Raw genomic sequence first — 25,527 nt, 5'->3', positions numbered from 1 at the left:
TGTTTTCTATCATTCGCTCTAAATGAAAATAGTTACCATCAGCGTCTGCCGTCGGTGTTTCGGAGGATGGTTCTGCCGAACGCGGCCGCAACCCCGGGGTTCATTACGCGCCCGGCGTGGATGTTGAGTCCGTTGGCGAGAGCAGGGTCATTGCTGGCCGCGGCCTCCCAGCCGTGGTCTGCGATGGCACGGACGTAGGGCAGCGTCGCGTTGGTCAACGCTCGCGTCGAGGTCTCCGGTACCGCGCCGGGCATGTTCGCGACGCAGTAGTAGAGGGCGTCGTGCACGGCGAACGTGGGGTCGTCGTGGGTCGTCGGATGGGATCCCTCAAAGCATCCGCCCTGATCGATCGCGATGTCCACGAGTACCGAACCCGGTCGCATCGCGGCGACCATGTCGTCCGTGACCAGCTTGGGAGCTGCGGCCCCGGGGACCAGCACCGAGCCGATCACGAGGTCGGCGCCAGCGAGCTGCTCGGCGATCTCGTAGCGGGTTGATGCGCGCGTTTGAAGGCCGGGGTAGCGTTTCTCAAGCCCGCGCAGGCGGGGGAGCGACACATCGAGCACGGTGACCTCGGCGCCCAACCCCAGTGCGTTGGCGGCCGCGTGTTCACCGGCGACGCCGCCACCGATGACGACGACTTTAGCCTTGGGCGTGCCCGCCACTCCGCCGAGCAAGGTGCCCCGACCGCCAGCCGTGCGCAGCAGCGCCTGCGATCCGACGGTGATCGACAGCCGTCCGGCGACCTCGCTCATGGGTGCCAGCAGCGGAAGGCTGCCGTCGAGCAGCTGCACAGTCTCTAATGCGACTGCTGTTGTACCGGCGGCCAGCAGGGCCTCCGTCAGCGGACGGTCGGCGGCAAGGTGCAGGTAGGCGAACAGAGTCTGGCCCTCGCGCAGCCGCGGATATTCGGCCGCGATCGGCTCCTTCACCTTGACGAGCAGGTCGGACTCGACCCAGACCTCGTCGGCGGTGTCGACTATGAGCGCGCCGACCGTGCGGTAGGCGGCGTCGTCGATGCGCGAGCCGGCGCCGGCCCCGGCTTGCACGCGCACCGTATGGCCGACGGACACCAGGGCATCCACGCCGCCAGGGGTGATCGCCACGCGGTTCTCGTTGTTCTTGATCTCGACGGGGATGCCGACGTCCACGGGTGACTCCTTCACTTCCTGTTCGACGAAGATGATCGTCGTCGCTGACAAGGATCGATGAGACTCCGTTTCTGGAACGTAAAATCAGAATATTCTTCGCCAGAACGCGGGGTTTGCAGCTGAAACAGAAAGCGAGTCTCCGTATGCCGAACACTCGAGCGAAGGATCTTCACGCCCGCGGGGCGGGTTGAACGACACTGACCTCAGGCTCATCGAGCTGCTGGCCGCCGACGGTCGGATGGCGAATGCCGAGTTCGCCTCGCGTCTCGGCATCGCGGCATCCACATGTCACGCTCGGTTGCGCTCGCTCGTCGACCGCGGAATCATTTCCGGCTTCCATGCCAGCGTCGACCACCACAGTCTCGGCCGGGGGCTTCAGGCGATCATCGGCGTCACGCTCCGCCCAGGCTCGCGCCAGAGCAGCATTACGGCGTTCGCGGAATCCGTCCGCCGACTGCCTCAGGTGCTGCAATTGTTCTTCGTCGGCGGTGTTGACGACTTCCTGGTCCATATCGCCGTCGCAGATTCGAGCCAGACACGGGAATTCGTCGTCGAGCACCTGTCGGCTCAGCACAGCGTCGCTTCGACGCGCACGAGCATCATCTTCGAATATCATCGCAACACCGTGTCCGCATCGTTCGAGTGAGACGCATCGCGCAACGTCACGCGCCGATGATCGCGCGGTCGAGGGCTAGCTGTCCGCCTTTAGCATCCGGCGGACAGCACGGTGGAGTGCCGCTCCCACGGCGGCCGATTCGCCGACATCCGTTCCCATCAGGCTGCCGTCGCGCAGGAGCATGAGCTCCTCGACAGCGCCGTCCAGGTCGCCCCGGTAATCCGCCTCGGTCAACAGTTCGCGAAGCACACCGCGCTCCCAGGAGCGGTGCTCGGCGACGACGATACGGACGGCGTGTTCCGGATCGTCGAAAAAGGCCGCGGCGTCGAAGAACGGGTCGCCGTGGAATCCCTCGCGCCGGGCGACGTCGCCGACGAACTCGGCGATGAGCAGCAGCGCCTCCACGGGGCTCGCCACGGAATCCCGCACCAGCTGGATGTCCCGCTGTACCATCTCGTGGCGGCCGCGCACGTAGGCGATGATGAGGTGCTCTTTGGAGCGATAGTGCTTGTAGAAGGTCGCCCTCGTCACGCTCGCCTGCTCGAGGATGCGCTCGACGCCGACATTGCGGATGCCCTCGTGGTAGAACAGCTCATCGGCGACGGCGAGGATACGCACCTTGGCAGGAGCGGGCGGGCGCGGCGCATCGATCGGCATGGGTGCGATCCTAGGGGGCTTGTGCCGCACATTCTGCCCCCTTTCGAGGGCGGCCGGGCCGCGAGGTCGGACGGGACGAGCCTATCTCCGCCGGGTAGCCTTGTCTTCATGACGATCCGCGTAGCGGTGGTCGGCGCGACCGGCAAGCTCGGTTCTGCGGCGGCGACCCTGCTGAGGGCGACCGAAGGCATCGAGGTGGTCGCCGAACTGCGCTCCGGGAGCGCCCTCGACGAGATGCTCGGCACCGCGGATTCCCCTAGCGACGTCGTCCTGGACGCGACGAGCTCCGCGGCATCCCCTGCGATCGTCGAGTACGCGGTGGCGAACGGCCGCGACGTGGTCGCCGGGAGCTCCGGCTGGACGCAGCAGCGCCTCGGAACGCTGCGCACCCTGCTCGAGGCGCACCCCGAGCGCGGCGTCCTCGTCATCCCCAACTTCTCGCTCGGCGCGGTCCTCGGGACGCTGTTCTCGGCCTATGCCGCGCGGTTCTTCGACGCCGTCGAGATCGTCGAGACGCACGGTGCGGGCAAGAGCGACTCCCCGTCGGGCACGGCCATCCGCACGGCGGAGAGCATCGAGGCGGCGCGCGGTGATCTCGGCCCGGTGGAGGCTCCGCATGCCGATCAGCGCGCCCGCGGTCAGCTGGTCGCCTCGGTTCCGGTGCACTCGCTGCGCCTGCCCGGCGTCGTGGCGCAGCAGCGCGTCGTTTTCGGCGGCGACGGCGAGACGCTCACGATCAGCCACGAGACCGTGAGCAGTTCGGCGTACTCGAAGGGCATCGTCGCTGCCGTCCGAGCCGCCCCGACCGCGACCGGCCTCGTCGTCGGCCTCGACCGAGTGCTCGGCCTCGACCTCGGCCACCGCTCGTGAAGAACCGCGTCGCCGCCCTTGTCATGGCGGGGCTGCTGCTCATCTATATCGCCATCGCGGGCGACCGGGCCGTGATCCTGCTCGCCTCGCACTCAGTCGCCGGCATCGTCGGCGGCATCGCGCTGGCCGTGTTCCCCGTGCTCATGATCTGGCTGCTCTGGCGCGAGCTGCTCTTCGGTTGGCGCACTCAGCAGCTCGTCACCCGCCTCGATGTCGAGGGAGGCCTGCCGTATGAGTCCGGCGACCGGCTGCGTGGCCTGGAGCGCCGGGCCGCGGCCGACGAGACCTTCCCGAAGTACCAGGCCGAGGTCGAGGCGGATCCGCACTCGTGGCGCGCCTGGTTCCGCCTCGGGCTCGCCTACGATGCCTCGGGCGACCGGAGGCGCGCGCGCTGGGCGCTGCGGGAGGCCGTGCGGCTCGAACGCGCCGAGCACTCCGCGAGACCCGCGCCGCTGTGACCGGGGACGCCGCTCTCGTAGAGAGCCTCATCGCGACCATCCCCGACTTCCCCGCGCCGGGCATCGTCTTCCGCGACCTCACCCCGGTGTTCGCCCACGGCCCGGCCCTGCAGGCTCTCGGCCGCGCGCTGGCCGAGCCCTTCGAGGGCTCCTACGACACGATCGCGGGGCTCGAGGCGCGCGGATTCCTCATCGCCGGCGCCGCCGGCGCCCTCAGCGGCACGGGCGTGCTCACGGTGCGCAAGGCAGGCAAGTTGCCGCGCGCCGTCCTCAAGCGCGAGTACGCGCTCGAGTACGGCACCGCGGCGTTCGAAGTGCATGCCGGCGAACTTCCGCCGGGTTCACGCGTGCTCATCGTCGACGACGTGCTCGCCACCGGAGGCACGGTGTGCGCCGCCGCCGATCTCATCGAGGCAGCCGGCTGGGAGGTCGCCGGCATTGCGGTCGCGCTCGAACTCGCCGGTCTCGGCGGCCGCGAGCGCATCGGCGATCGCGCGTCGGTGTTCTCGCTGCTCAGCTACTGATCTCGATGTCAGGCGAGCGAGGCTTCGAGGGTGATGGGGATGCCCGCGAGCGCCTTCGAGACGGGGCATCCGGTCTTCGCGCCCTCGGCGATCGTCTGGAACTGCTCGGCGGTGATGCCGGGCACCTCGGCGCTGACGAGCAGGTGGCTGCCGGTGATGCCGCCCTTGGAGATGTCGAAGGTGACGGCGGCGGTCGTCGCCACCCGCACCGGGGGGAATCCTGCGCTCGTCAACTCGTTGGAGAATGCCATCGAGAAACAGGCGGCGTGGGCCGCGCCGAGCAGCTCCTCAGGGGTGGAGACCCCGGATTCACCCTCCGACCGGGCCTTCCAATTGTACGCGAACGTCGCCAGATGCGACGAGTCGAGGCTCATGCTGCCGTTGCCCTCGGCGAGGGTGCCGTTCCATACCGCGGATGCTTCGCTGGTGAGAGCCATGGTGCGTCCTCCTGCTCGGTTCAGCCGGCGATCGCCGACGGCCTCAGCCTAAGCAGGGGGCGCGCGGCGCGCTACGCGTGCAGTGTCTCGCCGCGCCGCGACCGGCCGAGCAGGCCGGCGTGCGCGAGCAGCAGGTAGATCTGGCAGCCGAGGCAGTACGCGAAGACCGAGTTGAGGAACGCGGCCACGAAGGCGAAGGCGGCGAACAGCCAGACGCCCCACTCGACGCCGCCCGCGCCGAGGATCACGCCGACACCCGTGAAGAGGAGGCCGACGAACTGGGCGAAGGTCGGCGGCGCCGGATTCTCAAGCTCGGCCGGCGGCGCGAGGCGCGGACGCACGAGGTTCTTGAACAGCAGTCCGTAGGGGTGCCGCTGGATGCCGGCGAACGTGCCCCAGGCGAAGAGCAGCGCGATGACGATGAGGAGGACGAACGCGGCGAGCTTCGCTCCCGCGGTGGGCAGCAGCGCGAGGAAGATCGTCACGAGCAGGAGCACGGCGGTGATGCCGGCGCCGAACCGGGGTCCGCGCGGGTCGATTCCGCGCTGTTCAGGCTGCGACATGGGTTTCTCCGAGGATCTGGTCGAGGCGCTCGGCGAGTTCGCGGGGGCGCGGCGCACCGCCGATGCGGGCGCGAATCGCCCCCGCGCCGTCGAGCACCAGGGTGGTGGGGGTCTGCAGGACGTTGAAGCGCTTCGCGACGGCGGGCGCGTTGGTGAGGTCGATGTCGACATGCTCCACGCCGTCCCGCTCACCGGCGAGGCCGCCGAGCACGCGCCGCGTGGCCGGGCAGTAGGCGCAGAACTCGGTGGAGAACTGCAGGAGGGTTGCTCGCTCGCCGAATCCGCCGTCGACGCCCACGTCAGAGGGGCGGACGAGCGCGGGATGCACCGTCGTGCGCACCCGCCCCTGACGCGAGCGCCAGAGCACGCCGAGGAGCGTCGTCGCGGCGACGAGCGCGACGACGACTGCTGCTGCTGCGAGCGGTGACATGTTTCACACGGTAGGTCGCGACGGGCCGCGCGGACCCGGTCGTGACGAACGGTTACACCACGGGGGCCGGTAGCCTTGTGAGGTGTCCGCTCCCGAGAACCCGTTCGGCCAGGTCCTCACCGCCCTGGTGACCCCGATGACGGCCGACGGCGAAGTCGACTGGCCCGGTGTCGAGAAGCACATCGACGACGTCGTGTCGAACGGCGTGGACGGCATCGTCGTGTCCGGCACGACCGGCGAGACCTCGACGCTGACGGATGCCGAGAAGCTCCGGCTCGTGGAGGTGGCCAAGTCTGTCGCGAACGGGCGCGCGAAGGTGATCCAGGGCGGCGGCTCGAACGAGACGGCGCACGCCATCCAGCTCTACACGGCGAGCGAGAAGGCCGGCGCGGACGCCGTCATGATCGTGACCCCGTACTACAACAAGCCGACGCAGTCGGGCGTGCTCGCGCATTTCCGTCTCATCGCCGACGCCACCGACCTGCCCGTCATCCTCTACGACATCCCCGGCCGCACGGGCATCCCCATCGCGTACGAGACGATCCTGCGCGCGGCCAAGCACCCCAACATCCGCGCCATCAAGGACGCCAAGGGCGACTTCGCGCAGGTGAGCCGGGTGCTCAACAACACCGACCTGCTCTACTTCTCGGGCGACGACGCCAATGTGCTGCCGCACCTCGCGATCGGGGCGGTGGGCCTCATCGGGGTGACCAACAACGTCGCGCCGCGGCCGTACCGCGCGATCGTCGACGCGGTGAACCGGGGCGACCTCGCCACCGCCACCGCCCAGCACCAGAAGCTCGAGCCCCTCGTACGCGCGCTCATGACGCACGTTCCCGGAACGGTGGCCGTCAAGTACGTGCTCCACGGTCTCGGCCGCATCGGCAGCCCGCGGGTGCGTCTTCCGCTCGTCGGCCCCGAGGACTTCGAGGCGGCCCTCATCGAGGAGGAGCTCGACCTCGTGAAGGATGTCGACGGCGTCGACTTCAGCAACTTCCGCCCCGACCGCAACGCTGCGGCCGGCGGCGCGCTCCCGAAGGTCGCAGGCGCGACCCGCTGATGGTCGACGGCATCTTCGAGCCGCCCGCACTCGAACCGGGCACCCTGCGGATCATCCCCACCGGCGGTCTCGGCGAGGTCGGGCGCAACATGACCGTCTACGAGATCGACGGCAAGATCCTCATCGTGGACTGCGGCGTGCTCTTCCCCGAGCCCGATCAGCTTGGCGTCGACCTCATCCTGCCCGACTTCTCGCCGGTGAGGGACCGGCTCGACGACGTCCTCGGCGTCGTCCTCACCCATGGCCACGAGGACCACATCGGCGCGGTTCCGTATCTCCTCAAGCTCCGCCAGGACATCCCGCTCATCGGCTCGGCGCTCACCCTCGCCTTTGTCGAGGCGAAGCTCAAGGAGCACCGCATCAAGCCGTACACCCTCACGGTGAAGGAGGGCCAGGTCGAGCAACTCGGGCCGTTCGGCCTCGAGTTCGTCGCGGTCAACCACTCCATCCCTGACGCCCTCGCGGTCGCCATCCGTACCACGGCGGGCCTCGCCCTGCACACCGGCGACTTCAAGATGGACCAGCTCCCGCTCGACGGCCGCCTCACCGACCTGCGCGCTTTCGCGCGTCTCGGCGAGGAGGGTGTCGACCTCTTCCTGCCGGATTCCACCAACGCCGACGTGCCTGGCTTCACGCCGCTGGAGCGCTCCATCGGCCCCGTGCTCGAGGACATCATTGCGCGCGCCCCGCGCCGGGTCATCGTCGCGAGCTTCTCGTCGCACGTGCACCGGGTGCAGCAGGTGATGGACGCCGCAGCCCGCAACGGCCGCCGCGTCGCCCTGCTCGGCCGCTCGATGGTCCGGAACATGGGCATCGCCGCCGAGCTCGGCTACCTCAAGGTGCCCGCCGGCGTCCTCATCGACTACAAGTCGGCCGCCGACCTGCCCGACGACGAGATCGTCTACATGTCGACGGGCTCGCAGGGCGAACCGATGGCGGTGCTCGCACGCATGGCGAACCTCGACCACGAGATCGAACCGGGCGAGGGCGACACCGTCATCCTCGCCTCGAGTCTCATCCCCGGCAACGAGAACGCGGTGTACCGGGTGATCGATCGGCTCACCAAGCTCGGCGCGACCGTCGTGCACAGGGGGAACGCCGCGGTCCACGTCTCAGGGCACGCGGCGGCGGGCGAACTGCTCTACTGCTACAACATCGTGAAGCCGAAGAACGTCCTGCCGCTGCACGGCGAGTTCCGCCACCTCGCGGCGAGCGCGCGACTCGCGATCGACACCGGCGTCCCGGCATCCCGCACCCTCGCCGGCGAGGACGGCACGGTGGTCGACCTCCGCGACGGTGTGGCGCGCATCGTCGGCCAACTCGATCTCGGCCTCGTCTACGTCGACGGCTCCAGCGTGGGCGAGATCACCGACGCCGACCTCAAGGACCGCCGCATCCTCGGCGAAGAGGGCTTCATCTCAGCCATCGTCGTCGTCGACGCCTCGACGGGCCGCGTCATCGCCGGACCCGAGATCCACGCGCGTGGCTTCGCCGAGGACGACGCCGTCTTCGAGGCCGTCAAGCCGAAGATCGAGGCGGCGCTGCGCGAGGCGGCCGCGAACGGCGTGCGCGACAACCAGGCCCTCACCCAGGTCGTCAGGCGCACGGTCGGGCGCTGGGTGAACACGAGCTATCGCCGCCGGCCGATGATCGTCCCCCTCGTCGTCGAGGCGTAGCGTCTCTCGCGCGGCGTAACGTCCTGTTCATGGCCGGTTTCGAGATCCGCGAGGCGACGCCGGCCGACTCGCGCTTCATCGGCGACATGCTCGTGGAGGCGCTGAACTGGCATCCCGTCCGCCGCCGCCCCCGCGCGCAGCTCGTCGCCGACGGCGAGTTCCGCCGTTACATCGAGGGCTGGATGCGGCCCGGCGACGCCGGCGTCGTCGCGGTCGACGGCAACGGCGCCCCGATCGGGGCGTGCTGGTACCGGCTGTTCGCGCCCGACGAGGCCGGCCACGGCGGACTGGGCCCGCGCGTGCCCGAGCTCACTCTCGGTGTCGTCAGCGTCTGGCGGGCGCAGGGCGCGGGCCGCGCGCTGCTGCGCGCCGCAGTCGACCTCGCCCGGACGCAGGGCTACCAGCGCCTCAGCCTCAGCGTCGAGCGCGAGAACTACGCGCGGCGCCTTTACGTCAGCGAGGGCTTCGCCACCGTGTCGTCGGGCCCGGATTCCGACATCATGGTCAGGCGCCTGCGCTGACCGGGCCCGGGGCTGCAGGTGCAGTTCCCTGCGCTCTGTCTCGCACCGGCCGCCGACACCGGAGGTGGCGCTCGAGCGTCGCCGGAATCCCAGGGGGGCTCCCGGCGTTGGGCAGGGCGTGAGTGAAGAGTCCCGCCGCGCGACGGTCGCCGTCATCGGCGGCGGCCAGGCGGGGCTCTCCGCCGCCTACCACCTGCAGCGCCGCGGCTTCGTCAGCGCCGTGGCGCAGCCCGATGCGCCGCGCACCTTCGTCGTGCTCGACGAGAACCCGGTGCCCGGCGGGGCGTGGCAGCACCGCTGGGAATCCCTGCGGATGGCGACCGTCAACGGCATCTTCGACCTCCCCGGCCTCCCCAAACCGGCCATCGACGATGCCGAGCCGAGCCGCGACGCCGTACCGCGCTACTTCGCCGAGTTCGAGCGCGAGTTTGCGCTGCCGATCCTGCGCCCGGTGCGGGTGGACCGGGTGAGCAGGGCGGATTCCGATCCGGCAGGCGACCTCGTCGTGGAATCCACCGCAGGCCCGTGGCTCGTCCGCGCCGTCATCAACGCCACCGGCGCCTGGGACAACCCGGTGCTGCCGCACTACCCCGGCGCCGAGGCCTTCGCGGGTCGCCAGCTCCACTCCCGCGACTACGTCTCGAATGCGGAGTTCGCCGGCCGGCGCGTCGCGATCGTCGGTGGCGGAATCTCGGCGGTGCAGCTGCTCGAGGAGATCTCGCGGGTGGCGAGCACCTTCTGGTACACCCGGCGCGAACCCGTCTTCATCGAGGGCGAGTTCAGCCCCGAGACGACCGGCCGCGATACCATCGCGAAGGTCGTCGCCGACGTCGAGGCGGGCCGCCCGCCCGGCAGCGTCGTCGGCTACACCGGCCTCGTCTGGACACCGTACGCGCTCGCCGCGAAGGCGCGCGGCGCACTGGAGCGCCGGCCGATGTTCGCGGCGATCGAGCCCGGCGGGGTGCGGGAGGCGGACGGCTCGTTCACGCCGGTCGATGTCATTCTCTGGGCGACCGGGTTCAGGGCATCCCTCGCCCATCTCGACGCGCTGCAGCTGCGGAGCGAACTCGGCGGCATCACGATGCGCGGCACCGAGGTGCTCGGCGAGCCGCGCGTGCAGCTCGTCGGCTTCGGGCCGTCGCAATCCACCGTCGGCGCGAACCGCGCCGGCCGGGAAGCGGTGAGCAGGCTTGTGAAACTCTTTGAGAACACTCCCGAGGGGATCCGCGGCTAACTTCACCCTCTCGTTTAGGTTCATGCCATGGCCACCGGCACCAAGTCTTCGCGCGCCCGCAGCACTTCTGCGCGTCAGACGGCGCGCGCGCAGGCCCAGCCGACCAGGAAGCTTCCCGTGCCGGCCACCACGACGCGCGAGCACGGGGTTCTGGCCCGCGCGTGGCTGGGTCTGGCCCATCTGTCGGGCGGAGCCGCGCGCGCGTTCGGCCCGGAGACCCTCGCGAAGGAGGACCGCCGCGACGGGGTGCCGTTCTTCCTCGTGCTGCTCGCGGTCGCGGGCGCAGTCGTCGAGTGGTTCCTCATCAACGACCGCACCGCCCGAGTACTCGAGGCGTGGACCTTCGGCGGCCTCTTCGGCCGCGTCGCGTTCGGGCTGCCCGTGGTCTTCCTCGTCTTCGCCGTCTGGCTGTTCCGCCATCCGTCCTCCGTGCACGACAACACGCGCATCGGCATCGGCGGCGTCATCGGCCTCGTCGCGATCTCCGCACTGTGCCACGTCGTCGGCGGCCAGCCGCAGCCCGCCTCCGGCATGGAGACGCTCGCCGGAAGCGGCGGCGTCCTCGGCTGGATGCTCGGCCAGCCGCTCATCGTCCTGACGACATCCGTCGGCGCGTGCGCCCTCGTCATCGCGCTGCTCGTCATGAGCATCCTCATCGTGACGAAGACGCCGCCGAATCGCATCGCGCGGCGCCTGCGGGAACTCTACGGATTCCTCTTCGGTGCCCGCGTGCCGAGCGAGGAGCAGTACGAGGCGAAGCGCGGCAAGGCGCTCAAGGGCAGGCCGGTTCCCACCGAGCTCGTCGGACTGGAGTCGCTGTTCGACGCCGACCAGACCGGCGAGATCCCGGATGGTTCGACCAGCGGCCAGCTGCCCTGGTGGCGCCGCAACACGAGCGGCCGCGAGCAGGACCCGCAGTTCGGTGCTGCGCCGGACGCGCTCACCGCGGTCTTCGGCGACTCCCACACCGGCGGCTTCGACTCGCCGATCGCGCCCGCGACCTCCGTTCCGGTCGTCGGCTTTGCGGCTCCCGCCGAGGTCATCGAGGACCTCCAGGCCGCCGAGCTCGCCGTCAGGCACTTCACTGGCGAGGTCGGCGAGCGCGGCCTGCGCTCCGACAACGCGACCGACGTCATCCTGCCCGCCGATGGCATCGCCGACGCAGGCTCGTCGGCGCCGGCCCCCGTCATCAGGCCGCCCGTGGCGCCTGCGCCGTACCGGCTCCCCGCGGCATCCACCCTCGTCGCCGGAACGCCGGTCACGGCGCGCTCCGGTGCCAACGACGAGATCGTGCGCGCTATCACCGGCGTCCTCGACCAGTTCGGTGTCGATGCGAGAGTCACCGGGTTCTCGCGCGGGCCGACCGTGACGCAGTACGAGATCGAGCTCGGCCCTGGCGTCAAGGTGGAGCGCGTGACCGCGCTCTCGAAGAACCTCTCCTACGCGGTCGCCTCCAACGAGGTGCGCATTCTCTCGCCGATCCCGGGCAAGAGCGCGATCGGCGTCGAGATCCCCAACGCCGATCGCGAGATCGTGTCGCTCGGCGACGTGCTGCGCTCGCAGGCCGCGGTGTCGAGCACGCATCCCATGACCATCGGTGTGGGCAAGGACGTCGGCGGCGGATTCGTCGTCGCCAACCTCGCGAAGATGCCGCACCTCCTCGTCGCCGGCTCCACCGGCTCGGGCAAGTCGTCGTTCATCAACTCGATGATCACCTCGCTGCTCATGCGCGCGAAGCCGAGCGAGGTGCGCATGGTCCTCATCGACCCGAAGCGCGTCGAGCTGTCGAACTACGCCGGCGTCCCGCATCTCATCACGCCCATCATCACGAGCCCCAAGAAGGCGGCCGAGGCGCTGCAGTGGGTCGTCAAGGAGATGGACATGCGGTACGACGACCTCGCCAGTTTCGGATTCCGCCACATCGACGACTTCAACAAGGCGGTCGTCTCGGGCGAGCTGCAGCTTCCGGCCGGCAGCGAGCGCGTGCTCAAGCCGTACCCGTATCTGCTCATCGTCGTCGACGAGCTCGCCGACCTCATGATGGTCGCTCCGCGCGACGTCGAGGACTCGATCGTCCGCATCACGCAGCTCGCGCGCGCCTCCGGCATCCACCTGGTCCTGGCGACGCAGCGCCCGTCGGTCGACGTCGTGACGGGATTGATCAAGGCGAACGTGCCGTCGCGGCTGGCGTTCGCGGTGACCTCGGTGACGGATTCCCGCGTCATCCTCGACCAGCCCGGTGCCGACAAGCTCGTCGGCCAGGGCGACGGGCTCTTCCTGCCCATGGGGGCGGCGAAGGCCGTGCGCGTGCAGGGGGCCTGGGTGAGCGAGGCCGAGATCAACAGGGTCGTCGCGCACGTCAAGCAGCAGGCGCGCCCCGACTACCGGCAGGACGTCGCCGCCCCGACCGAGCGGCGCGAGATCGACAGTGACATCGGCGACGACCTCGAGCTGCTTCTGGCAGCGGCAGAGCTCGTGGTGTCGACCCAGTTCGGTTCGACGTCGATGCTGCAGCGCAAGCTGCGCGTCGGCTTCGCGAAGGCGGGCCGCCTCATGGACCTCCTCGAATCGCGCGAGATCGTCGGCCCGTCGGAGGGCTCGAAGGCCCGCGACGTGCTGGTGAGCCCCGACCAGTTGGCCGATGTGATGGCCCGGCTCCGTGGCGAAGACTCCGCGCCCGACCCCGTCGCCGCCCAGTACGCGGGCCTGGACGAGGTCGAGCCCGAATCCGACGAGGACGCCTGGGGCCTGACGGGTCGCGACTAGCCTGGTGTCGTGACAGAGGCCGCGGCGAAGCCGTCCAACTGGAACGCACCCAACGCGATCACGGTCGTCCGGATCTTCTTCGCTCCGGCGTTCCTCTGGCTGATGCTCGCCGACGCCGGCCAGGGCGGGAGCGAGCGCTGGTGGGCCGGCGGGCTCTTCATCGTCGGCATCGCCACCGACGGCGTCGACGGCTACCTCGCTCGGCGCAACAACCAGGTCACCGAGCTCGGCAAGCTGCTCGACCCCATCGCCGACAAGGTGCTCACCCTGGGCGCGCTCATCGGCCTCAGTGTCCTCGGCGAGCTGCCGTGGTGGGTGGCGATCGTCATCGCGGTGCGCGAGGTCGGCATCACGGTCTACCGCTTCGCCGTCATCCGCGGCGGGGTCATTCCGGCCTCCCGGGGCGGCAAGGCGAAGACGCTCCTCCAGGCGATCGCGATCTCGGCCGCGCTGCTGCCGTTCACCCAGACGCTCGGCTCCGGCGTCACGTTCTGGCCGGACCTCGTCCTCATGGGTCTGGCCCTCCTGCTCACCGTTCTCTCCGGGCTCGACTACGCGTGGAACGCGGCGAGGCTCGCGCGCTCGCACGGGAGCGGGCCGGATGCCTGACGCGACGTCCGCGTTGCTCGAGGACCTCGCCGCGCGCGGCCTGACGATCGCCGTCGCCGAATCGCTCACCGGCGGTGCGCTCACCGCGGAGCTCACCCGTCCGGCCGGCGCCTCCCGCGTCGTGCTCGGGGGAGCGGTCGTCTACGCGACCGAACTCAAGCACACCCTGGCCGGCGTCGACGCCGCGCTGCTCGCCGAGCGCGGGCCGGTCGACCCGGATGTCGCGCTCGCGCTCGCGCGCGGTATCCGCGAGCGCCTCGCCGTCGGCACCCGCCCGGCCGACCTCGGCATCGCGACGACCGGGGTCGCCGGTCCCGACGAGCAGGACGGGAAGCCGGTCGGGCTGGTGTACATCGGTTATGCGACGGCCGATAGTGCGGACGTGACGACCCTGCTTCTCGAAGGGGACAGGGCCGCGATCCGCGCTCGCAGCGTGTCGGAGGCCGTTGATGGAATACGACGGTTTCTGTCGCGTTACAGTTCTACGAATTAACATGAGTCGCGAAGGATTCGTGAATTACAGTTCAAGCAACCGTCGGACGGTGAGGAGGGTCCCCATGATTCTGGTTCGTCAGGAAATCGGCGACGTGCTTCGGGACTTCCGGCTGCAGAAGGGTCAGACCCTCCGCCAGGTCGCGACACGGGCGAGTGTGGCGCTCGGCTACCTCTCCGAGGTGGAGCGCGGGCAGAAGGAGGCCTCGAGCGAGATCCTCGCCTCGGTGGCCGATGCTCTCGACATCCCGATCTCGGTCATCATGCGCGAGGTGGGCGATCGCATCGCCGTCGTCGAGGGGTTCGACTCCATCGTGCCCGACTCGCTCGACGACCTCGCGATGGGCTTCGACGCGGGCCTCCTCTCGAAGGCGTAGGTGCGCCTCTCCGAGTTCGAGCGCGCCGTCGACGACGAGTTCGGCGCGGCCTACGGCCGAGTGCTGGTGCGCGATCTCGTGCTGACTCAGCTTGGCGGACGGACGGCGTCGGCCGCTCTCGCAGCCGGCGCTCCGGCGCGGGATGTCTGGCTCGCGCTCTGCGCTGCGATGGACGTTCCGAAGACGCGCTGGTACGGCGCAGGGGTGCCCGAACCGCGTCGGCGCTAGTCACGACACGCCGCATCGCGATCGAACACCAATTCGAATATCGGTATGCTGTGCGTACCGGCAACTCGGCACACACAACCGAGTGTCCGGGCCGAGTTTCACACTCGTATCGCGGGCGCTGCGCATCGATGTCGTACCCCGCACGTAGCGTCTAGCCGTCACAGCAGTCCTGCGAAGGGAATAACGAAATGCCCACTCCTGCCGACCGCGATAAGGCTCTTGAAACCGCTCTCGCCCAGATCGACCGCCAGTTCGGCAAAGGCTCCGTCATGCGCCTCGGCAGCGATGAGCGCGCCCCTATCGAGGTCATCCCGACGGGCTCGATCGCGCTCGACGTCGCCCTCGGCGTCGGCGGTCTGCCCCGCGGTCGCATCGTCGAGATCTACGGCCCTGAGTCCTCGGGCAAGACGACGCTGACGCTGCACGCCATCGCCAACGCGCAGCGCGCCGGCGGCATCGCAGCGTTCATCGACGCCGAGCACGCCCTCGACCCCGAGTACGCCAAGAAGCTCGGCGTCGACATCGACTCCCTGCTCGTATCGCAGCCCGACACCGGCGAGCAGGCGCTCGAGATCGCCGACATGCTCGTGCGCTCGGGTTCCATCGACGTCATCGTCATCGACTCCGTCGCTGCACTCGTGCCCCGCGCCGAGATCGAGGGCGAGATGGGCGACGCCCACGTCGGGCTGCAGGCGCGTCTCATGTCCCAGGCGCTGCGCAAGCTCACCGGCGCGCTCAACCAGACCAACACGACGATGATCTTCATCAACCAGCTTCGCGAGAAGATCGGCGTGTTCTTCGGCAGTCCGGAGACCACCTCGGGCGGCAAGGCGCTGAAGTTCTACGCCTCGGTCCGCCTCGACATCCGTCGCATCGAGACCCTCAAGGACGGGGCGGACGCCGTCGGCAACCGCACCCGTGTGAAAGTCGTCAAGAACAAGATGGCCCCGCCCTTCAAACAGGCCGAGTTCGACATCCTGTTCGGCACCGGCATCTCACGCGAGGGCAGCCTGATCGACTTCGGCGTCGACCATGGCATCGTCAAGAAGTCCGGCGCCTGGTACACCTACGACGGCGACCAGCTCGGCCAGGGGAAGGAGAATTCCCGTTCCTTCCTCATCGAGAACCCGGACATCGCCGCCGAGATCGAGCGCAAGCTCCTCATCAAGCTCGGCGTCGTGAAGGATCCCAACGCCCCCGAGGTCGCCGCCGTCGAGGTCGCCGCCGTCGAGGCAGAGGCGCCCGTGGCCGAGATCACCGAGAAGCTGCAGCAGCGCCGCGGGGCCTAGTGTCCGAGCGCGACAACGTCACGTACCTGCCGTGGGCCGTTCCCACCTCCGAGGAGGGGCCTGCGGCAGGTACGGCTGCGACCGGGGCGCCATTGCCGACGGACGCCGGCAGCCGGGCGGATGACGGCTGGGCGATTCCGGGCCAGCCCTTCGATCGGTTGCCTGACGGTGAGCGCGAGCGGGCTGCCGCACTCGCCGTCAAGCGCATCGGCCAGATGGGTTCCGTCGCGGACGATGCCGCGAAGCGGCGGCTCATCGGCTACCTCCAACGCCGCGGCTACGAGGCCGACACCGTGCGCTATGCCGTCTCAGAGGCGATGCGGACCCGACAGTAGGCTGCGTTTCTCGAAATACAATGGGCTCGTCATGAGCACTGTTCTTCCCGAGCGCGCACGCACCTACGAGGTGCGGACTTTCGGCTGCCAGATGAACGTGCACGACTCCGAACGCCTTGCCGGCTCGCTCGAGGCATCCGGCTACGTCAAGGCCGACGGCGAAGAGGCCGACATCGTCGTCATCAACACCTGCGCGGTGCGCGAGAACGCCGACAACAAGCTGTACGGCACGCTCGGCCACCTCGCCTCGGTCAAGCGTCGCCACGAGGGCATGCAGATCGCGGTCGGCGGCTGCCTCGCCCAGAAGGACAAGAGCGTCATCCTCGAGAGGGCGCCGTGGGTCGACGTCGTCTTCGGCACGCACAACATGGGCGCCCTTCCGAGTCTGCTCGAGCGCGCCCGCCACAACCACGAGGCGCAGATCGAGATCCTCGAATCCCTCGAGGTCTTCCCGTCGACCCTGCCGACCAAGCGGGAGTCGACCTACGCCGGCTGGGTGAGCATCTCGGTCGGCTGCAACAACACCTGCACCTTCTGCATCGTCCCCAGCTTGCGCGGGAAGGAACGCGACCGCCGCCCGGGCGACGTCCTCTCCGAGATCCGGTCGATTGTCGCCGACGGCGCCATCGAGGTCACCCTCCTCGGCCAGAACGTCAACTCCTACGGTGTCGAGTTCGGCGACCGCCAGGCGTTCGCCAAGCTGCTGCGCGCCGCCGGGCAGGTCGACGGGTTGGAGCGCATCCGCTTCACGAGCCCGCATCCTGCTGCGTTCACCGATGACGTCCTCGACGCGATGGCCGAGACTCCGAGTGTCATGCCGCAGCTCCACATGCCGCTGCAGTCCGGCTCGGATCGCATTCTGCGCGCGATGCGCCGCTCGTACCGGTCCGAGAAGTTCCTCGGCATCCTCGACCGGGTGCGCGCGAAGATCCCCAACGCGGCGATCAGCACTGACATCATCGTCGGCTTCCCCGGTGAGACCGAGGAGGACTTCGAGGACACCCTGCGCGTCGTCGAGCAGGCGCGTTTCGCCTCGGCCTTCACCTTCCAGTACTCGATCCGGCCCGGCACGCCGGCGGCGACGATGGCGGACCAGGTGCCCAAGGAGGTCGTGCAGGAGCGCTATGAGCGTCTCGCGATCCTGCAGGACCGCATCGCGCTGGAGGAGAACCGGAAGGTGGTCGGCCGCTCGGTCGAGGTGCTCGTCGCCATCGGCGAGGGCAAGAAGGATGGCGAGACCCGCCGCCTCAGCGGCCGCGCCGAAGACAACCGCCTCGTCCACTTCGAGGTGCCCGCCGGCTCTGAGATGCCCCGTCCCGGCGATGTCGTCACCGTCGAGGTGACGCACGCCGCGCCGTTCCATCTCCTCGCGGATTCCGCCGACGGCACCCCGCTGCGCATCCGCCGGACCCGCGCCGGCGACGCGTGGGACCGCGAGCAGGCGGAGGCGTGCGAGATCCCGACAGGGCACTCGCACGACGTCGCCGGCGGGCCGGTCTCGATCGGCATGCCGACGCTGCGCGGCTAGGAGCGCCGACGGTTGGGCAGCGCCGCGGGCCCGTCTGGGAATCGAGGTGCCGGCGCACCGCTGGTCGCGATCGTGGGCGCGACGGGCACCGGAAAGTCGGAGTTCGCCCTCGCCCTCGCAGAAGCCCTGGGTGGCGCGGCGGCGGCTGAGATCGTCGGCGCCGACGCGATGCAGCTCTACCGGGGGATGGACGTCGGGACTGCGAAGGTTCCGGTGGCCGAGCGGCGCGGCATCCCGCACCACCTCCTCGACGTGCTCGAGGTCACCGAAGAGGCGAGCGTCGCCGCCTATCAGCCGGCCGCTCGGGCCGCGATCGAGGCGGTGGTCGTCGCAGCTAAGACGCCGATCCTCGTCGGCGGGTCGGGGCTCTACGTTTCGGCGGCGATCTACGACTTCCGGTTCCCCGCCCGTGATCCCGAACTGCGCGCGCGGCTCGAGGACGAACTGGCGGCTCTCGGGCCCGGCGTCCTCTTCCAACGCCTCAGACAGCGCGACCCCGTCACCGCTGAGCGCATCGACCCTGCCAACGGCCGCCGGGTCATGCGCGCCCTCGAGGTGCTCGAACTCGACGAGACCGGGCACGGCGCCGCGCTTCCCGACGAGCCGCGGCGGTGGCGGCCGACGCTGATCATCGGCCTGAGTACGCCGCGCGACATCCTCGTCGAACGGCTCGACCGCCGCGTCGAGCGGATGTGGGCGAACGGGATGCTCGACGAGGTGCAGCGCCTCAGGGAGTTCGGCATCGAGCAGGGCGTGACGGCGAACCGTGCCATCGGGTACGCGCAGGCGCTCGCGCAACTGCGCGGCGAGGCGACCGAGGCCGCCGCGATCGCGCAGACGCAAGCGCTCACCCGACGCTACGCCCGCCGCCAGGTGAGCTGGTTCCGACGCTATCCGGGCGCCGTCTGGCTCGACACGAGCGTCATGACGCCCGCCGAGAGGGTGCGCGCGGCCGTCGATAGGCTGGAAACGTGGGAGTGACGCTGCGATTCACCAAGGGGCAGGGCACGGGCAACGACTTCGTGCTCTTCGCCGACCCGGACGGCGAGCTGGAGCTCACCCCGGAGCAGATCGTCGCGATCTGCGACCGCCACTTCGGGGTGGGCGCCGACGGCGTCATCCGCGCCGTCCGCTCGGTGAGTCTGCCCGAGGGGGCGGCGGCCCTTGCCGAGGATCCGGACGCCCAGTGGTTCATGGACTACCACAATGCCGACGGCTCGGTGGCCGAGATGTGCGGCAATGGCATCCGGGTCTACATCGAGTTCCTCATCGCGAGCGGTCTGGCGACCCTCGCACCCGGCGAGACGATCGCCATCGGCACGCGCGCCGGCGTGCGCGATGTGCAGCGTTCGATCCTCGGCTACCAGGTCGACCTCGGCCGCTGGAAGCTCGACGGCGGCGAGCCGCAGGTGCGCGCCAAGGGGCTGGGCCTGGCGCTCGACGGTCTCGGCGTCAATGTCGGCAATCCTCACGTCGTCGTGGCCCTGCCGAGTGACGACGATCTCGACGCCCTCGACCTCGCCTACTCGCCGGTGCTCGAGCCGGCGCCCGAGGCGGGTGCGAACATCGAGTTCGTCGTGCCACGCGATCCGCTCGTCAAAGACGGGGTCGGCCGGATCCGGATGCGGGTGCACGAGCGCGGCAGCGGGGAGACGCTCTCCTGCGGCACCGGCATCGTTGCCTCCGCCCTCGCGACCCGCTACTGGGCGGGTGAGGGGGCACCGAACGACTGGAGCGTCGAGGTCGACGGCGGCCGCCTTGCGGTGCGGATGTTCCCGGCGGAGGACGGCGAGCACGTCGCACTGTCCGGCCCCGCAGAGCTGGTATACGACGGCGAGCTTTCCCTCGGCTGACCGCCGGGCGTCCAGAACCGATGAGGGTGACGATCCGCGTCAAACCGGGAGCCGGGCGCACGCGCGTCGGCGGCGCGCACGACGGTGCGCTCGTCGTGGCGGTCGCGACTCCGGCGGTCGACGGCAGGGCGACGGATGCCGCACTGGCGGCGCTCGCCGCCGCCTTCGGGGTCAAGCGCCGCGACGTCGAGCTGGTCAGCGGCCGCACCGCGCGCACCAAGATCGTCGACATCGCCGGCGCCACCCCCGAGGCCCTTGCCGCCCTTCTGAAAGGTGACGCGGCGGCGGCGCCCAGGTGACGTGCGCACCTGACCGGTCATAGCGATCCGGCGGCGCGTACGCCGGATCGCGCAGCGACCCGCGCCGCGGCGGCGGCGCGGCAATAACCGCAGCCTCAGCGGCGGCGCACGCGCAGGACGCGGAAGCCCTTCGCACTGTCGGGCTTCGTGATGTGGAACTCGTCGCCGAGCGCACCCTCGAGCCAGCGCGCCAGTGAGTCCGCGCCGAGGTTCTTGCCGACGACGAGCCATCCGTCCGATTCGGGTTCGAGGCGCGGCAGCCAGGCGGCGAGCAGCCGGTGCAGTTCGTCCTTCCCCACGCGGATCGGCGGGTTCGACCAGATCGCGGTGAATTCGATGTCGGCGGGCACTTGTTCGGGGGTGAGCGCCCGGATGTTGGTGGCGCCCGCGGCATCCGCATTGCGCCGAACGAGCTCCAGTGCGCGCTCGTTGACATCAACGGCCCACACCGTCGCGTGCGGGGACCCCAAGGCGAGCGTGAGAGCGATCGGCCCCCAGCCGCAGCCGAGGTCGAGCAGATTGCCGCCCGGCGGGGGAGCGGGCACGGACGACAGCAGCACCGCGGTACCGGAATCCACCCGGTCGGGGCTGAAAATACCTGAGGCGGTGGTCAATTCGAGGTCACGGCCGGCGAGCGTCACCGAGAGCGGTCGGAACTTCGGATTGCTTTCCGGCGATGCACTGAAATAGTGATCGCCAATCGACATAGCCGTCACGGTACCGCACACTCGCGAACTACAGTTAACGGAATGTCCCAGGCCCCGCAGAGCCTCCTCGACGCCGACAGGATCGACTTCGACGGGGAGCAGTTCGACCGTGAGGAGCGCGCCGCGCTCCGCCGCGTCGGCGGCCTGCGCACCGAACTCGAGGACGTCACCGAGGTCGAATACCGGCAGCTGCGCCTCGAGAAGGTCGTGCTCATCGGCGTCTATCCGGGCGGCTCCGTCGAGGACGCCGAGAGCTCGCTGCGCGAACTCGCCGCGCTGTGCGAGACGGCCGGCGCCGAGGTCCTGGATGGCGTGCTGCAGCGCCGGCCGTACCCTGACCCGTCGACCTACCTCGGCCGCGGCAAGGCCGAAGAGCTCAAGGCGATCGTGGCGAACCTCGGTGCCGACACCGTCGTGGCCGATACCGAGCTCGCGCCGAGCCAGCGCCGCGCCCTGGAGGACGTGGCCCAGGTCAAGGTCATCGACCGCACCGCGGTCATCCTCGACATCTTCAGCCAGCACGCGAAGAGCCGCGAGGGCAAGGCGCAGGTCGAGCTCGCCCAGCTCGAGTATCTGCTGCCGCGCCTGCGCGGCTGGGGCGAGTCGATGAGCCGCCAGGCGGGCGGCCAGGTCTCGGGCGGTGCCGGCATGGGCTCCCGCGGGCCCGGCGAGACCAAGATCGAGCTCGACCGCCGCCGCATCCACTCGCGGATGGCGAAGCTGCGCCGCCAGATCAAGGACATGGCGCCGGCCCGGGCGCGGGGGCGCGAAGGCCGCCGCCGCGGCGCTGTGCCGTCCGTCGCGATCGTCGGGTACACCAATGCGGGCAAATCGTCGATGCTCAACCGCATCACGCGTGCCGGGGTGCTCGTCGAGAACGCGCTGTTCGCGACGCTGGATGCGACGGTGCGCCGTTCGAAGACCGCCGACGGCCGCCCGTACACCATCACCGACACTGTCGGCTTCGTCCGCAACCTGCCGCACCAGCTCGTCGAGGCGTTCCGCTCGACGCTCGAGGAGGTGCAGGGCGCCGATCTCGTCGTGCATATCGTCGATGCGTCGAACCCCGACCCCGCCGCGCAGATCCAGACCGTGCGCGACGTCATCGGCGAGGCCGGCGCCCGCGACATCCCCGAGCTCGTCGTCTTCAACAAGGCCGATCTCATCGACGACTCCACCCGTCTGGTGCTGCGCGGTCTCGAGCCGGATGCGGTGTTCGCGAGCGCCACGACCGGCGAAGGCGTCGACGAGGTGCTCGCCGCCATCCAGCGGATGCTGCCCGATCACTCCGTCGCGATCGAGCTGCTCGTGCCCTACGACCGCGGCGACGTCATCGCCGCCGTGCACGAGCGCGGCCGCGTCCTGTCGACGGAGTACGCCGAGGACGGCACCAGGGTGCGGGCGCGGATCGAGCCGGCTCACCTCGCCGAGTTCGCCGCGTTCGTCGCGCCGACGGATTAGCGCCGCCGGCATCGAGCGCCGGCGCGCGTCAACCCCTCAGGCGATTCGGCTCCCTGCGCCGAGGCGGCGTGCCGGGGCTCTCGTCGCGGCTATGGCCCCTGCCATCAGCGCGGCGGCGATCGCGAGCTCGATCGCAAGGCCTACCGCCCAGCCCGGCACCGTCGAGTCGATGATCGCGCGAGGGCTCCTGCTATCGGCGGGGGTGGCTTCGCAGTCGGAGTAGTACGGCCTCATCTGGGGCGTGAGCTGCGCGGAGCGCACGCCGAGCTTGATCACTCCGAAGAGATCGCTCGGGTAGCCGCCGTCTCCGTACGCGGTCGGGACCGCGTCGGCGAGCACCACATACGGATTGGCCGCGAGCATCCACCACACGGCATCGAATCGCGGGACAGTGACTCTCGTCTCCGACACGACGGTGCAGTACTTCGGATCGGGCACTCCGGTCACCGGATCGTAGATGTCGATGCCCTTGCCGCCGACGGCGTTCCAGTCGACGCTGCGCTGCTCCTGGGTGAAGGTCGTGTGGATGGCGAGCCCGCCGAGCCCGAAGGCGATCAGCGTTCCGACGCTGAACAGGGCGACGACCAGATACGCCACCACGATGGAGAAGAGAGGCCGGCGCAGCAGCCCGGAGAGCCCCACGCCGAACGCCGCCACGGCGAGGAGTTCGAGGGCGAGGATTCCGATCGAGATCGCCACAGTCCCAGGGGCTACACCGCCGAGGGCGAACGTGTAGAGGATGAGCGGAACAGCCGCGACGAGGAATGCCAGAGCCGTGATCCACGACGCGAGCAGTTTGCCCAGCAGGAGCTGCGTCGTCGTGACGAGCGTCACCTGGGTCGTCGCAAGCGTGCCCGCATCCCGGTCGCCGTTGATGGCGTTGCCGCTGAGGGCGGGGCTGACGAGCGAGGCGAGCAGGAGGACGAAGAAGATGACCGTCGAGTAGACGCCGCCGCCCCCCTGGCTTTCGAAGCCGACGGCGATCGTCGCGAGCGCGGTCACGGCGAAGACCAGGGCGACGAAGACGCCGAGCAGTACGTACCAGGCGGCACCGCGGACCCGCTGGCGCAGGTCGATCGAGGTCACCGTCCACAGCAGGCGAAGCCAGGCGGCCATCATCGACCCCCCTGCTGGAGGTCGAGGAAGGTGTGCTCCAGCTCGCCGACGGCGGGGGCGAAGACGGCGACGGGGGCGCCGCCGGCGACCAGGCGCTCCAGCAGGGCGGCCGCCGCGCTCTCACCGCCCTCGATCACGATGTAGAACGAGCCGTTCGCCTCGCGGCTCGACCCTGGCGGCAGCGCGAGCGAGGCGAGCACCTGGCGCAGACGATCGGGTGAGGGCGAGAAGATCCGCCACTCGCGGCGCCCGACCCGGGCCGCGGCGACACGTTCGGCGCTCACGGTCGTTCCGGCCTCGATGAAGACCGCGGCATCGGAGAACTCCTCGAGCTCGCTGAGCACATGGCTCGAGACCAGCACGGTGCGACCCTGTGCGGCGAGATTCCGCAGCAGACTCTGCAGCGCGACGCGCGCGCCCGGGTCGAGTCCGGATGCGGGCTCGGGGACTGTCTGATTAACGGCGTGAGCTTGGGCTCGAAGACCTGGACGACCTCGCCCTCGCTGATCAGGCGGTGACGTCGGACGTCGTCGAAGATCTCGAGGACGCGCGCTGCCGAGGGGGCGGCGCAGTTGCGGAGCTTCGCGGGGCCAGCAGCGGTTATCTGAAGGGCGCCCAGCGGCAGCTTCCACGCGCGTGGCAACCTATCCGCAGGGGCTCGCACGCTTCGCACGCTGGCCAGGGCGAGCTTCAAACCGCGGCTCCCCCTTGGCCTGGAATTTGACAGAGGGGGGGGCAGGGTAACCGGATGAGGCTTCAGTCAAGCGCACGAAAAACGAGCGAAAGTCGAACTGCTACTAAGCTAAGAATCCTTGCTGGCGCTTTCATGGCCGCTGCCGTGGTCGGGGGTGGGCTGGTGCTCAGTGAGAGCCCGGCCTTCGCTACGAACGGCAGCCTCACGGGGGTCAGCTGGTCGGTCAGCAACAACACGGCGAACGTAGCGGCGGAGGGGAATGCGGCCACCTACACGTGGGCGTTCACGACGGCCACGACCTTGACCTTGACCAGCATCACCTTCACGGTCCCAACGGGGACGACGGGCGCCAGCCTGACGGTTCCCGGTCTCTACGGCTTGGGTGGCGACAGCGCGTCAGCGGCGCTCACAGGGACCACCGCGACCCTGACATTGACCGGCGGCGCGTCGATCGCCGCGGGCACCTCGGTCGAGGTGGCCATCGCCGGCTTTACCAACGGCACGGCGACCGGGTCCAAGTTGACCACCGTGACGACCTCGGACGGCACGAACACCGACTCGGGCACCGCCTCGACGAACTTCGCCAACAACACCACCTCGGTGACGGTGATCGTCCCCGAGTCGCTCACCTTCACCAACAACAAGAGTTCGATCACCCTCACCCCCGTTCCCGGGACGCCGGCCGTGGAGCAGACCCCGGCCACCCTTACAGTGTCGACGAACGCGCGGAGCGGCTACACCTTGAGCGCCTGCGCCGCCTCGCTGTCTGATGGCCACTCGAACACGATTCCCCAGCAGTCCACGGTGGTCGCCGGGCTGACCGGCTCGGCTTTCGGCGCCACGGCCTCGGTCTCGGGGGGATCGGCGTCCCTGCAGAGCCCGTGGTCGAGCAGCACCTACATCGGCTACGCCGCCACGTGCTCGGTCACCCCGACCGGCGGCGGGGCGCCCTCGAGCCCCCTCGTGGCCTACGCCGGTCCCACCAGCGGGGACACGATCACCCCCACCAACGCAGCCAGCATCTCGGCCACCCAGGCGGCAGGTACCTACACGGGCACGATCAACTACCTGCTCACGCCGGGCTACTGAGCCATGAGCTGGGCGTAACCGGCCTCATGGCGGGCTGACGGCGGTGAGCCGGGTTCATGCTAGCAGCGTCCAGTGGGCCTTCATCCTCGCTGCGGCGATCGGCGTGCTGTTCTTGGCCGCCGGCGGCGGCGCGGTAACCCCGGCCGGGGCCCAGGTCGTGCCGCCCGGAGCTGTCAGCGGCCCGGCCAGCCATGTGGGGATCACGGTCTCGTGGCTCCCGACCTCGGTTCCGACCATCGCTACCCCTGGATCGAGAGCGCAGGGGACGTTCTGGGTCACCAACCAGACGGCGACGCCGATCCCGGTGACCGTCGCCCCGGCGACGGCCGTCCCCCAGAACAATGGCGTCCTGGACGTCAGGGTTGGGGCGGATCCCCGTTTTCCGTCCATCACGTACGACCCAGCCAGCTTTGTGGCCGAGCCGAAGGCCACGACCCCGGTCGCGGTCTCGGTGTCGGTCGCGACGAACCTGAATCCGGGTGTCTAC

Annotated in this window: 30 protein-coding genes; 22 read left to right on the top strand and 8 right to left on the bottom strand. The window is 69.8% G+C overall.

The genetic code is table 11. The annotated features are described in order from the left end of the window. Positions 1-38: 38 nt before the first annotated feature. Entirely contained in the window at positions 39-1,151 is a 1,113-nt protein-coding gene (ald, locus tag M7D61_RS00510) for an alanine dehydrogenase (RefSeq protein ID WP_298226499.1), read from the bottom strand. A 187-nt stretch (positions 1,152-1,338) separates the two neighbouring features. On the opposite strand from ald, the gene M7D61_RS00505 reads away from it, so the two are divergent. Next, positions 1,339-1,797: an Lrp/AsnC family transcriptional regulator gene (locus M7D61_RS00505; RefSeq protein ID WP_298226497.1), complete on the top strand. Its 459-nt coding sequence runs from the start codon at positions 1,339-1,341 to the stop codon at positions 1,795-1,797. A 45-nt stretch (positions 1,798-1,842) separates the two neighbouring features. On the opposite strand, the gene M7D61_RS00500 is transcribed toward M7D61_RS00505, so the two are convergent. Then, a complete protein-coding gene (locus M7D61_RS00500; protein ID WP_298226495.1) occupies positions 1,843-2,424 on the bottom strand; it encodes a TetR/AcrR family transcriptional regulator in 582 nt (193 codons plus the stop codon). A 108-nt stretch (positions 2,425-2,532) separates the two neighbouring features. Between M7D61_RS00500 and dapB the strand changes: the two genes are divergently transcribed. From dapB to M7D61_RS00485, 3 genes are read left to right on the top strand one after another with little or no spacing between them, the layout of a single operon-like run. Then, positions 2,533-3,294: a 4-hydroxy-tetrahydrodipicolinate reductase gene (gene dapB / locus M7D61_RS00495; RefSeq protein WP_298226492.1), complete on the top strand. Its 762-nt coding sequence runs from the start codon at positions 2,533-2,535 to the stop codon at positions 3,292-3,294. Positions 3,295-3,317: 23 nt separating this feature from the next. After that, positions 3,318-3,752 carry a hypothetical protein gene (locus M7D61_RS00490; RefSeq protein WP_298226532.1) on the top strand — a complete coding sequence of 145 codons (435 nt, stop codon included), beginning with the start codon at positions 3,318-3,320 and terminating at the stop codon, positions 3,750-3,752. Continuing rightward, positions 3,749-4,276 (top strand): adenine phosphoribosyltransferase, encoded by a 528-nt coding sequence (locus M7D61_RS00485; RefSeq protein WP_298226489.1) that lies wholly within the window; start codon positions 3,749-3,751, stop codon positions 4,274-4,276. The genes M7D61_RS00490 and M7D61_RS00485 overlap by 4 nt, the downstream gene beginning before the upstream one ends. 8 nt (positions 4,277-4,284) lie before the next feature. Here the strand turns inward: M7D61_RS00485 and M7D61_RS00480 are convergent, their stop codons facing one another. The 3 genes from M7D61_RS00480 to M7D61_RS00470 form a co-directional block, all read right to left on the bottom strand. Beyond that, complete coding sequence (locus M7D61_RS00480) at positions 4,285-4,713, bottom strand: OsmC family peroxiredoxin (protein ID WP_298226487.1); 429 nt, start codon at positions 4,711-4,713, stop codon at positions 4,285-4,287. A 71-nt stretch (positions 4,714-4,784) separates the two neighbouring features. Then, complete coding sequence (locus tag M7D61_RS00475; protein ID WP_298226485.1) at positions 4,785-5,276, bottom strand: DUF4395 domain-containing protein; 492 nt, start codon at positions 5,274-5,276, stop codon at positions 4,785-4,787. Beyond that, entirely contained in the window at positions 5,263-5,706 is a 444-nt protein-coding gene (locus M7D61_RS00470; RefSeq protein ID WP_298226483.1) for a thioredoxin family protein, read from the bottom strand. The genes M7D61_RS00475 and M7D61_RS00470 overlap by 14 nt, the downstream gene beginning before the upstream one ends. Positions 5,707-5,788: 82 nt before the next feature. On the opposite strand from M7D61_RS00470, the gene dapA reads away from it, so the two are divergent. The 15 genes from dapA (at position 5,789) to M7D61_RS00395 (ending at position 19,973) form a co-directional block, all read left to right on the top strand. Next, on the top strand, positions 5,789-6,766 hold the full coding sequence (gene dapA / locus M7D61_RS00465) for a 4-hydroxy-tetrahydrodipicolinate synthase (protein WP_298226481.1): 978 nt from the start codon (positions 5,789-5,791) through the stop codon (positions 6,764-6,766). Continuing rightward, a complete protein-coding gene (locus tag M7D61_RS00460) occupies positions 6,766-8,442 on the top strand; it encodes a ribonuclease J (RefSeq protein ID WP_298226480.1) in 1,677 nt (558 codons plus the stop codon). The genes dapA and M7D61_RS00460 overlap by 1 nt, the downstream gene beginning before the upstream one ends. Before the next feature lie 29 nt (positions 8,443-8,471). Beyond that, positions 8,472-8,963 carry a GNAT family N-acetyltransferase gene (locus tag M7D61_RS00455; protein ID WP_298226477.1) on the top strand — a complete coding sequence of 164 codons (492 nt, stop codon included), beginning with the start codon at positions 8,472-8,474 and terminating at the stop codon, positions 8,961-8,963. Between the two features lie 118 nt (positions 8,964-9,081). Beyond that, the gene (locus M7D61_RS00450) at positions 9,082-10,197 is read left to right on the top strand and encodes an NAD(P)/FAD-dependent oxidoreductase (RefSeq protein WP_298226475.1); all 1,116 of its coding nucleotides are present in this window, start codon (positions 9,082-9,084) and stop codon (positions 10,195-10,197) included. Positions 10,198-10,224: 27 nt separating this feature from the next. After that, a complete protein-coding gene (locus M7D61_RS00445; protein WP_298226473.1) occupies positions 10,225-12,963 on the top strand; it encodes a DNA translocase FtsK in 2,739 nt (912 codons plus the stop codon). A 9-nt stretch (positions 12,964-12,972) separates the two neighbouring features. Beyond that, positions 12,973-13,572, top strand: a complete 600-nt coding sequence (pgsA, locus tag M7D61_RS00440; RefSeq protein WP_298226471.1) for a CDP-diacylglycerol--glycerol-3-phosphate 3-phosphatidyltransferase — start codon at positions 12,973-12,975, stop codon at positions 13,570-13,572. Then, positions 13,565-14,065: a nicotinamide-nucleotide amidohydrolase family protein gene (locus M7D61_RS00435; RefSeq protein ID WP_298226469.1), complete on the top strand. Its 501-nt coding sequence runs from the start codon at positions 13,565-13,567 to the stop codon at positions 14,063-14,065. The genes pgsA and M7D61_RS00435 overlap by 8 nt, the downstream gene beginning before the upstream one ends. A gap of 64 nt (positions 14,066-14,129) precedes the next feature. After that, a complete protein-coding gene (locus M7D61_RS00430; RefSeq protein ID WP_298226466.1) occupies positions 14,130-14,441 on the top strand; it encodes a helix-turn-helix transcriptional regulator in 312 nt (103 codons plus the stop codon). Next, positions 14,442-14,669, top strand: coding sequence for a DUF3046 domain-containing protein (locus M7D61_RS00425; RefSeq protein ID WP_298226464.1), 228 nt, complete (start codon positions 14,442-14,444; stop codon positions 14,667-14,669). A 188-nt stretch (positions 14,670-14,857) separates the two neighbouring features. Continuing rightward, positions 14,858-15,958: a recombinase RecA gene (gene recA / locus M7D61_RS00420; protein ID WP_298226462.1), complete on the top strand. Its 1,101-nt coding sequence runs from the start codon at positions 14,858-14,860 to the stop codon at positions 15,956-15,958. After that, positions 15,958-16,293, top strand: a complete 336-nt coding sequence (locus M7D61_RS00415; protein WP_298226459.1) for a RecX family transcriptional regulator — start codon at positions 15,958-15,960, stop codon at positions 16,291-16,293. Before recA ends, M7D61_RS00415 begins: the two co-directional genes overlap by 1 nt. A gap of 31 nt (positions 16,294-16,324) precedes the next feature. After that, positions 16,325-17,821 carry a tRNA (N6-isopentenyl adenosine(37)-C2)-methylthiotransferase MiaB gene (gene miaB / locus M7D61_RS00410; RefSeq protein WP_298226457.1) on the top strand — a complete coding sequence of 499 codons (1,497 nt, stop codon included), beginning with the start codon at positions 16,325-16,327 and terminating at the stop codon, positions 17,819-17,821. Between the two features lie 12 nt (positions 17,822-17,833). Beyond that, positions 17,834-18,802 carry a tRNA (adenosine(37)-N6)-dimethylallyltransferase MiaA gene (gene miaA / locus M7D61_RS00405; protein WP_298226455.1) on the top strand — a complete coding sequence of 323 codons (969 nt, stop codon included), beginning with the start codon at positions 17,834-17,836 and terminating at the stop codon, positions 18,800-18,802. After that, positions 18,799-19,674, top strand: coding sequence for a diaminopimelate epimerase (dapF, locus tag M7D61_RS00400; protein ID WP_298226530.1), 876 nt, complete (start codon positions 18,799-18,801; stop codon positions 19,672-19,674). Before miaA ends, dapF begins: the two co-directional genes overlap by 4 nt. Before the next feature lie 20 nt (positions 19,675-19,694). Then, on the top strand, positions 19,695-19,973 hold the full coding sequence (locus M7D61_RS00395; protein ID WP_298226453.1) for a DUF167 domain-containing protein: 279 nt from the start codon (positions 19,695-19,697) through the stop codon (positions 19,971-19,973). Positions 19,974-20,068: 95 nt separating this feature from the next. Here M7D61_RS00395 and M7D61_RS00390 read toward each other — a convergent pair whose 3' ends face one another. Further along, positions 20,069-20,680, bottom strand: a complete 612-nt coding sequence (locus tag M7D61_RS00390; RefSeq protein ID WP_298226451.1) for a methyltransferase — start codon at positions 20,678-20,680, stop codon at positions 20,069-20,071. Positions 20,681-20,722: 42 nt separating this feature from the next. Here M7D61_RS00390 and hflX point away from each other — a divergent pair, with 42 nt between their 5' ends. Next, positions 20,723-22,141, top strand: coding sequence for a GTPase HflX (gene hflX, locus M7D61_RS00385; RefSeq protein ID WP_298226449.1), 1,419 nt, complete (start codon positions 20,723-20,725; stop codon positions 22,139-22,141). 36 nt (positions 22,142-22,177) lie between these two features. On the opposite strand, the gene M7D61_RS00380 is transcribed toward hflX, so the two are convergent. Both M7D61_RS00380 and M7D61_RS00375 read right to left on the bottom strand, forming a co-directional pair. Then, positions 22,178-23,257, bottom strand: a complete 1,080-nt coding sequence (locus M7D61_RS00380) for an ABC transporter permease (RefSeq protein ID WP_298226447.1) — start codon at positions 23,255-23,257, stop codon at positions 22,178-22,180. Further along, a complete protein-coding gene (locus M7D61_RS00375) occupies positions 23,257-23,619 on the bottom strand; it encodes a hypothetical protein (protein ID WP_298226445.1) in 363 nt (120 codons plus the stop codon). Before M7D61_RS00375 ends, M7D61_RS00380 begins: the two co-directional genes overlap by 1 nt. A gap of 494 nt (positions 23,620-24,113) precedes the next feature. Here M7D61_RS00375 and M7D61_RS00370 point away from each other — a divergent pair, with 494 nt between their 5' ends. Beyond that, positions 24,114-25,040, top strand: a complete 927-nt coding sequence (locus M7D61_RS00370; protein WP_298226444.1) for a hypothetical protein — start codon at positions 24,114-24,116, stop codon at positions 25,038-25,040. 43 nt (positions 25,041-25,083) lie between these two features. Continuing rightward, the coding region (locus tag M7D61_RS00365) for a hypothetical protein (protein WP_298226442.1) at positions 25,084-25,527 on the top strand (444 nt) is incomplete at its 3' end.

Source organism: Gryllotalpicola sp. (assembly GCF_027352875.1).
Lineage (GTDB): Bacteria > Actinomycetota > Actinomycetes > Actinomycetales > Microbacteriaceae > Gryllotalpicola.
Note: the sequence above shows the minus strand (reverse complement) of the source record. Positions and strands in the feature narration are given on the sequence as shown.

What these genes read in the sequence shown, in the direction of transcription:
- M7D61_RS00500 (WP_298226495.1), bottom strand. Translation starts at nt 2,424, where the DNA reads ATGCCGATCGATGCGCCGCGCCCGCCCGCTCCTGCCAAGGTGCGTATC.
- dapB (WP_298226492.1), top strand. Translation starts at nt 2,533, where the DNA reads ATGACGATCCGCGTAGCGGTGGTCGGCGCGACCGGCAAGCTCGGTTCT.
- M7D61_RS00490 (WP_298226532.1), top strand. Translation starts at nt 3,318, where the DNA reads ATGGCGGGGCTGCTGCTCATCTATATCGCCATCGCGGGCGACCGGGCC.
- M7D61_RS00480 (WP_298226487.1), bottom strand. Translation starts at nt 4,713, where the DNA reads ATGGCTCTCACCAGCGAAGCATCCGCGGTATGGAACGGCACCCTCGCC.
- M7D61_RS00475 (WP_298226485.1), bottom strand. Translation starts at nt 5,276, where the DNA reads ATGTCGCAGCCTGAACAGCGCGGAATCGACCCGCGCGGACCCCGGTTC.
- M7D61_RS00470 (WP_298226483.1), bottom strand. Translation starts at nt 5,706, where the DNA reads ATGTCACCGCTCGCAGCAGCAGCAGTCGTCGTCGCGCTCGTCGCCGCG.
- M7D61_RS00460 (WP_298226480.1), top strand. Translation starts at nt 6,766, where the DNA reads ATGGTCGACGGCATCTTCGAGCCGCCCGCACTCGAACCGGGCACCCTG.
- M7D61_RS00455 (WP_298226477.1), top strand. Translation starts at nt 8,472, where the DNA reads ATGGCCGGTTTCGAGATCCGCGAGGCGACGCCGGCCGACTCGCGCTTC.
- M7D61_RS00445 (WP_298226473.1), top strand. Translation starts at nt 10,225, where the DNA reads ATGGCCACCGGCACCAAGTCTTCGCGCGCCCGCAGCACTTCTGCGCGT.
- M7D61_RS00435 (WP_298226469.1), top strand. Translation starts at nt 13,565, where the DNA reads ATGCCTGACGCGACGTCCGCGTTGCTCGAGGACCTCGCCGCGCGCGGC.
- M7D61_RS00430 (WP_298226466.1), top strand. Translation starts at nt 14,130, where the DNA reads ATGATTCTGGTTCGTCAGGAAATCGGCGACGTGCTTCGGGACTTCCGG.
- recA (WP_298226462.1), top strand. Translation starts at nt 14,858, where the DNA reads ATGCCCACTCCTGCCGACCGCGATAAGGCTCTTGAAACCGCTCTCGCC.
- miaB (WP_298226457.1), top strand. Translation starts at nt 16,325, where the DNA reads ATGAGCACTGTTCTTCCCGAGCGCGCACGCACCTACGAGGTGCGGACT.
- M7D61_RS00395 (WP_298226453.1), top strand. Translation starts at nt 19,695, where the DNA reads ATGAGGGTGACGATCCGCGTCAAACCGGGAGCCGGGCGCACGCGCGTC.
- M7D61_RS00390 (WP_298226451.1), bottom strand. Translation starts at nt 20,680, where the DNA reads ATGTCGATTGGCGATCACTATTTCAGTGCATCGCCGGAAAGCAATCCG.
- hflX (WP_298226449.1), top strand. Translation starts at nt 20,723, where the DNA reads ATGTCCCAGGCCCCGCAGAGCCTCCTCGACGCCGACAGGATCGACTTC.
- M7D61_RS00380 (WP_298226447.1), bottom strand. Translation starts at nt 23,257, where the DNA reads ATGGCCGCCTGGCTTCGCCTGCTGTGGACGGTGACCTCGATCGACCTG.